A 5,324-nucleotide genomic window follows, 5' to 3' on the forward strand; every position below is an offset into this window, starting at 1 on the left:
TGAGGTCGGCGGATCTGAGGTCGGCTCCCTGTAGCTGGGCTTGGGCCAGAGACTTTTGATTCGCTAGCGATCGGCAATTGCCAAATAGTTTTTCGCCTAGGCGTTTGCTCCAGTCAGACCAATGAGTCATCTCACGGCAGCCCTCCACCAAGGCCAGCACGGCTTGGCGGACTTCTGCTGGGTTGTCGCTGTAGAGGCGGCTGTAATCTTCTTTGACAGCCCTTTCTCGCAGATAAGATTCCACGGCAATTAACGGCACCAGCAAGAGGCTGCTCAGCATCACTAGGGTCGAACGTCGTTCCCACAAGCCTTTATGGATAAAGCTGTCTGCTAGAGCGGAGAGGGGCAGATCTTGAGCGTACTTTTTGCGAAAGTCTTGGGCATCAGAGAGCTGTCTGCCTTGAAACAAATAGCCTCTGGGTTTACCTCTGTCTTTCCACTCCTGCGCCGCCAGTTCAATTTTTCGCTGCTGCCGTAGCAGGTCGCGGTTTTCGTCTAGCCATTTTCGCAGCCGTGGCCAATGGCGGATCAGGGCTTCGTGAGCCACGTCTACGATCGCCATCCGATTGCCGTCACTTTTGCTCATCAGTTCGCTGGTGACGACCAGATTCGCATCGGCGAGGCATTGGATCACTTCACTGACTAGCTCAGCCGGGTGTTGAGCCGTAATCAAGCTGTGCTGATTGATGCGGCGGCGGGTGTCTTCAGCACCTTCGCCGAGCTGGGTGAGGTTCAGGAAGATGTGCTGAGTCGTGCGTTGTTTTTCTTCGCTAAAGCCTTGATAAACCTCATCCGCCCTTTGTTTCAGCGTCCCGGTGACGCCGCCGAGTTGGGCGTAGGTGTTGAGCAGTAGGCGATTGTCTTGGCGCTTTTCCCAGAGCTGCTTCAGCGTGTATTGCAGCAGCGGCAGGCTACCGGGGGAGCGTTCCACATCGTTCAGCAGCGTGTTCACCAGTTCCGGCTCTAGGGTAAGGCCAACTTGCTCAGCCGGTTTGAGAATGGCTTGGCTCAGTTCCTCGCGGCTCATGGGCTTCACCGCTACGAGGTGGTTCTGCACCTGGTCAGCAAGGCCGCTATAGCTTTGCTCAAAGCACTTGCCCACAAAGTCAGCCCGCATCGCCAGGATTAGGCAGAGTTTATCTGTGGTTTCTAGGGCACCCAGTAGCGTGGCGAAGAACTGCTCCCGTTCGGCTTTTTCCTGGCAGAGGGTGAAGACTTCCTCAAACTGATCGATCACCAGGATGACCCGGTTAACTTCGGCAGTTTGCACCAGTCGCCGCAGACCGTCAGCCCCTTCCTTGATCAGCGCCTCGGCTCTGCCCTGCTGCTCTGCCCGTTCAATGCGAGATAGATTGCTATCAATAAACGCTGCCGCTAAGCTCTGACAGGGGCGACTATCCGGGCGCAAAAGGCGAATATCCCACTGGTCGCTGCCAAAGATGCGGCGGCCTACCTGGAGCTGATGCAGCAGTCCGGCTCTTAGCACCGAAGACTTACCGCTACCAGAAGCCCCCACGATCGCTAAAAAATTCGACTGCCGCACTTTATCTAGCAGTTCATCGGTGAGAGCGCGGCGACCATAGAAGTATTTGTAGTCGTCGTTATTGAAATCGAAGTAGGACAGCCCTTTGTAGGGGCAGATATCGCTGACTGTGGTTGCAATCGGCGCAGCGGTTTTTGTCCATTGGCGAGTAAGCTGGATCGGTTCGCCGGAGTTGTTACAGATGGGCGTTTGAATTTCCTGCTTTAGGGTTTGGTTGATCAAGTCGGTCAGCGACAGGTTCGTCACCCAGCGATCGCGAAACTGACTCGGATCCAATCCCTCCAGTAAAGCTTTAGTCAAAACGCTGTGGTCGCTGGTGAGGTCTTCGTAAGCAGGCTCATACTCACGGGAGGCAGCAATAAAGCAGCGATCGCGTCCTTTCCCGCGATCGCCCGGATCCGCTTCGTCAAAGTTGAGCAGTTCCCCACTGTGGCAGCAATCTAGCCAGATGATTTGTTGCTTAATGGGGCTTTCTTGCAGAAGTTCTCGCAGCCACTTCAGCCGTAGCCCCCAGTTTCCCACCTGCGAATTCACGTCACTGGTCGCCAAAAAGCCTTCTGGAATGCCCCGCGTTTTACGCAGGCCATGCCCAGAAAAGTAGAGCAGCGCAGTATCGGGCACGCTTTTTCCGTTGGGTAAGAATAGCTTGACTAGGGCATCTTCTAAGCTATCTAGGGAAACCTCTGTCTGCTGGCCGACTTTGGGCTTACCGTCCGCCACAATCTCCGGTAGCCGCCACACCCGAAAATCCCCGTCTCGTTCTAGGCGTTGGGCGATCGCTTCGGCATCTGTCCCCGGTGCTTGCAGCTTAGAGAGGTGCTGATAGTGGTTTATCCCAACAACTAAGGCGTCTCGACTCATTGTTGCAGCCCGAGGGGTGATGGTTTCTATGCCAGCATAGTAGCGACTACACCGAAACCTGCAATCTTTCAGGAAAATCCTCATGACCCAGCTCGTCCCTATCACTCTCGAAGACGGCACCATTATCTTTATGGAAGCGACTGAAGATGTCGCTCCCCCTTTTGAAGCGATCGCCCAGCCTGAAGGTGCCACTCGGGTTGAGAAAGGCATCAATGAGCGCATGGCGAAAAACTTCCAGGCCATTCGCGGCACCATCCGCGCCTATACCGTCCACACCCTAGACGCTTTTCAAAACCTCAGCCAAGCCAACGTCGATAAAGTTACCCTAGAATTTGGCGTCAAAGTCGCAGGCGAAGCCGGAGTCCCTTACGTTACTCAAGGCACTGCCGAATGTAATCTCAAAATCACCGTCGAATGCACGTTTCCCCCTAGCTCTCCTCAACCTACTCCTCCAACTCTGTCGTAATAGATCAGTTTTAGGAGGATTGAAGTAGTGTCTAAGCAGGTATCTGAGGCATTTGGGCTGTCTATGAGATGCAGTTGATCAAGCTTTTTGGCAAATGCCCTAACCGTCTCTTCAGCTACACGAATACCCCCAGGCCAAAATAGACCGAAAGATAAACGGTAACAAAAATCTACAGGGGCTTTGTCATCTACCTCCTAATTTAAGGATTTAGTAAAAGCACACTCAGAATTTAAGAGCTTAAAATTTAGGACAGAATTGTAATGGGCTGAGCTGGCTTGGCGGCGGCGACAATAACTCCCATCTCGCAGGTGTTGGCATAGCCTAAGGCTTGCAACGCCGCGATCGCTGCTTTGGCTTGCTCTGGAGGCACGGTGGCCAGCAGCCCCCCGGCTGTCTGCGGGTCAAATAGCAGCGGATAGTCAGGGTGATGGCTGATTGCCCGTTGGTTTTGAAGCGCTTGCGCCGCTTTTGAATTTTGGGGTTGTAGCGAACTGACAATGCCAGCGGCCACCGTTGCTCGTGCCCCCGGTAGCACGGGCAACGCGGTCAAATCTAGCTCTGCCGCCACTTCAGACGCCTGCACCAGTTCGAGCAAATGCCCCACTAGCCCAAACCCAGTGACATCGGTGCAAGCGGTGGCTGCGTGTTGTCGTAAGCTTTGAGCTGCCAAATAGTTAGACTGCTGCATTGACGCGACTGCTGCCTCAATCCAGCGACCCTTGGCTTTGAGCTGCATATCAGCCGCAAACAAAGTCCCTGTTCCAATGGCTTTGGTCAAAATCAGGCGATCGCCCACCTGCGCATTGCCCTTACGCAGCAGGTGATCAGGCTCAACTAAGCCATTGCCAGCAAACCCCAAAGCCAGTTCGGGGCCTGTGGTGGTGTGGCCGCCAACCAAAGGCGTTTTCGACTGGGCTAGCACTTGATAAGCCCCCGCCAAGAGCAGATATAGGGTATCAGCCTGCTTGCGGGGGCTGCTGTAGGGCAACGTGGCGATCGCCAGCACACTTTGCGGCACCGCCCCCATAGCAAACAAATCGCTGAGGCAGTGGTTAACACAAATCTGGCCAAACACGTAGGGATCATCTAGCAGCGCCCGAAAGTAATCAACGGTTTGCACCATCAACTGCCCCGGTGGCACCCGCACAACGGCGGCATCGTCTGGCTGGGCTAAGCCAACCACGACATCTGCCGCTGCGGGCCAGTCGGCGACCGCCGGAAAAGCTTGCTGCAACCGTCGCAACGCCAGTGACAAAACATCGCCCCCCACCTTGGAGGCGCAGCCCGCACAGGGTGGCGGGGTTGATTCAGCCGAGGCGAGACTGAGGGGAGCTTGGGTGGCTGTCATCGCAGGGAAGTCGGTAAACAAGCGCATAAACTTGCGATCGATATGATCTTTCCAAGCTCGAAACCAGCGCGACTCGGCGGCGAAAGGTCCCCGCGAGGCGATCGCCGTTCCGGTTCCAGTATCAATAATGTTGAGAAACTGCCTTTGGGGAATAAAGGGTTTGAGCGATCGCCCGGTAAGCCAACGTTGCAGATTTTCAAAGAGCGGTGGCCCTTGCCGCACAGCAAAGACGCCCGCCTTGGGGCGCGGATGATTCACCATTGTGGCTACATCGCCCACGGCAAACACGTTGGGGTGGTGCAGGGTTTGCAGCGTATCGTGGGTTTGGATAAAGCCTTTGTCGTTGGTGGCAAGGCCAGAGTCGAGAATCCAGGCGGCGGCTGAAGCACTGGTAACCCAAATGACGCGATCGCAGGCCACTTCTAGCCCCGATTCGCACTGGACGAGCCGCTGCTCGTTAGCAGCAAGGGCGATCGCGGTGACGTTTTCTTGCAGATGTAGCTGAATGCCGCGCTGTTTGAACAAACGCGCCAAATGTTTTTGCGTCCAGCGGTTGCGCCCAGTGGCGATCGCCTCACCGCGATGAAACAGGTGAATGCTGATGCGATCGCGGGGTTGTCTGGCGCGATCGAGGATCTGCCACAGCCGCGCCTGCATATTTAGCGCCACTTCTACGCCGCCAACGCCACCGCCGACAACGCCTAAAACTCTGGATTTCGCCGGGTCAGCCTCTACCGCTGTGAGCCACTGCCGCCACTGCTTGAGTAACTGCGGCACGGGCTTCGCCGCAATGGCATATTCAGCCGCCCCTGGTACATCAAGCGTGGCAGGGGTACTGCCAATATCAATCGACAGCACATCGTAGGCGATGGGGGGGTGGTTTTTGCACAGCACTTGCTGATTGGCTAAATCTAGGCCAATTCCTTCATCCATCAGCAGCCGACACTGGGCAAAGCGGGTTAATGGTCGCAAATCAATGTGGGATTCGTCAAAGCCGTATAGCCCTGAAATGTGGCAGGGCAACATGCCGGAATAGGGGGTATCGACCAGATTGGTGATCAGCGTTAGCCGCAGTCCGGCGATGGGCTGCATACCAAATTTTCTCA

At 55.4% G+C, this 5,324-nt stretch carries 3 protein-coding genes; 1 reads left to right on the forward strand and 2 read right to left on the reverse strand.

The annotated features are described in order from the left end of the window. The coding region (locus ACTS3T_RS04910; protein ID WP_462934818.1) for an nSTAND1 domain-containing NTPase at window positions 1-2,404 on the reverse strand (2,404 nt) is incomplete at its 3' end. A gap of 82 nt (window positions 2,405-2,486) precedes the next feature. Here ACTS3T_RS04910 and ACTS3T_RS04915 point away from each other — a divergent pair. After that, window positions 2,487-2,870: a CU044_2847 family protein gene (locus ACTS3T_RS04915; RefSeq protein ID WP_377964529.1), complete on the forward strand. Its 384-nt coding sequence runs from the start codon at window positions 2,487-2,489 to the stop codon at window positions 2,868-2,870. A 244-nt stretch (window positions 2,871-3,114) separates the two neighbouring features. Here the strand turns inward: ACTS3T_RS04915 and selD are convergent. After that, the coding region (gene selD, locus ACTS3T_RS04920; protein ID WP_462934819.1) for a selenide, water dikinase SelD at window positions 3,115-5,324 on the reverse strand (2,210 nt) is incomplete at its 5' end.

This window comes from Almyronema sp. (assembly GCF_052168255.1).
Classification (GTDB): domain Bacteria; phylum Cyanobacteriota; class Cyanobacteriia; order Phormidesmidales; family Phormidesmidaceae; genus Sphaerothrix; species Sphaerothrix epifaneia.